The sequence below is a fragment of the Acinetobacter sp. NPDC052428 genome, from assembly GCF_044547685.1.
In the GTDB taxonomy this organism is placed as follows: Bacteria; Pseudomonadota; Gammaproteobacteria; order Pseudomonadales; family Moraxellaceae; genus Acinetobacter; species Acinetobacter lwoffii_G.
In genome coordinates this window covers 1-1,536 of the sequence record NZ_JBIUAT010000065.1, presented here as the reverse complement: position 1 = coordinate 1,536, position 1,536 = coordinate 1, and the positions used below count along the sequence as shown (strand labels likewise).

Here is a 1,536-nt window from a genome sequence, read left to right as displayed (position 1 = left end):
GATGGGGTTTTTAATGCAGGGGGCATTGATCTGGACTGACGAATCCATTTATGTAGCAGATTGGCATTGATCTGATGTTGCATTGCTACCTTGGCCACTGATGTATCTGGCTGCTGGCATTGCTGAATAAGTTGATGTTTAAATTCAGCTGTGAAGGTTCGACGGGGCTTTTTTAGCGTTGGTGCACTGTCTATAACTGTCTTTAAATCCATAAATAGGTGTCCACTTAAATTTAAGTGGACACTATCGCGGTATTAATGAGTTAGAAAAAGTGGGGTTCAGCGGACGCTTACGGTTCAACATACTTAATAGTGATTAAATTTAGCTTTCATCGTTTTAGGAATAGAAAAAATCTTAGAAAATCATTGTGGTTAAATTATATACAAGACTACTGTTACTCACCGAAATATTTTCATGAATAATTTTTGTTACGTCATAATGAGTACAAAATATGATCAGTGTTACGTCATAATGAGGTTAAAACTTGATCACTGTTACGTCATAATGTGTATGAAAAATAAGCGGTGTTACGTCATAAATCCTAAGAGAAAGCATGATTTTTATTTTGAAAATATATTTAAGCCTAAAATTTTATCAGATATATATTAATCTTTAATATTATAAAAATAATTTTTAATTAAATATGGTTTGGTGGGAGGTTATTTTGTATTAGATTTATTATTTTAGATTTTATTTATTTAAAGTTGGGGAGGTTGATATAAACTTTTAAAGATTACTTTGGCACACTTTTGTATCAATGATGACAAAGTTTTAGCACATAAAAGTTTCACTTATGTATCACTAAAGTCTCAATTAAATTTAACTTTTGGCACACTAATGATTTAGGTAAATTCAATTGTGACTGTAAACTGCATCGTATCGGTGAAGATATCAGCAAGAAATTGAATTTCAGACCTGCACAGTTTTATAAGGAACGGCATGTACGTGGTAAATCGGTCTGTGAGGAACCAATGCCCGCTCAGGTCAGATCATTGAAGTTAGCTACATGGCGCACGTAAGTGCGACGTAAATTCCATAAACTGCATGTGACAGGAAAAAGCTTTATCGCAGAACAGGAGCTCTGCAGCTGATTCAGCAACTGTATGCGATAGAAGCAAAATTAAGAGAAATAGCAATTGTAGCGCCGAAAATCGACGACAATGAAGGAAATAGGACAGTCAACCAATCATGCAGTAGCGGTATGATTGGTTGAAAGAACATCAGGTAAAAGTCCACCAAACTCTCCAACAGCTAAGGCGATCAATTACAGCTTAAAGAGCGGGAAGCCGTATCTGGAAGATGGCAATCTGCCGATTGGTAATAACTGGGTGGAAGTGCGACACGAAGTCGCTTAATGAAGTTGTTCCCCCTGCGGGAACCACCCGTGTCACCGGGTGAATCTAGAAGGCTGAATAAAGAGCGCCTTCGACAATGTAACGAGGCACCGCAAGGTGCGGGGTATCAATCGTGAGAGGCGTACCCTTCTGGCAGCCATAGCCGGACAAGGGCTAGATAATCGGTATGGTGAAAACATTT

At 37.8% G+C, this 1,536-nt stretch carries 2 protein-coding genes and 1 pseudogene; 2 read left to right on the top strand and 1 reads right to left on the bottom strand.

Going from position 1 to position 1,536, the window contains the following annotated elements; genetic code table 11:
• Positions 1-212 (bottom strand): transposase (locus tag ACIG3F_RS15950; RefSeq protein WP_031950917.1); only part of this gene is annotated, 212 nt, incomplete at its 3' end.
• Between the two features lie 585 nt (positions 213-797).
• Between ACIG3F_RS15950 and ACIG3F_RS15945 the strand changes: the two genes are divergently transcribed.
• Positions 798-1,019, top strand: coding sequence for an IS66 family transposase zinc-finger binding domain-containing protein (locus ACIG3F_RS15945; RefSeq protein ID WP_180186167.1), 222 nt, complete (start codon positions 798-800; stop codon positions 1,017-1,019).
• Positions 977-1,334: pseudogene (locus tag ACIG3F_RS15940) on the top strand (transposase); the annotation flags it as partial. The gene ACIG3F_RS15945 and the pseudogene ACIG3F_RS15940, both read left to right, overlap by 43 nt.
• Positions 1,335-1,536: the final 202 nt, after the last annotated feature.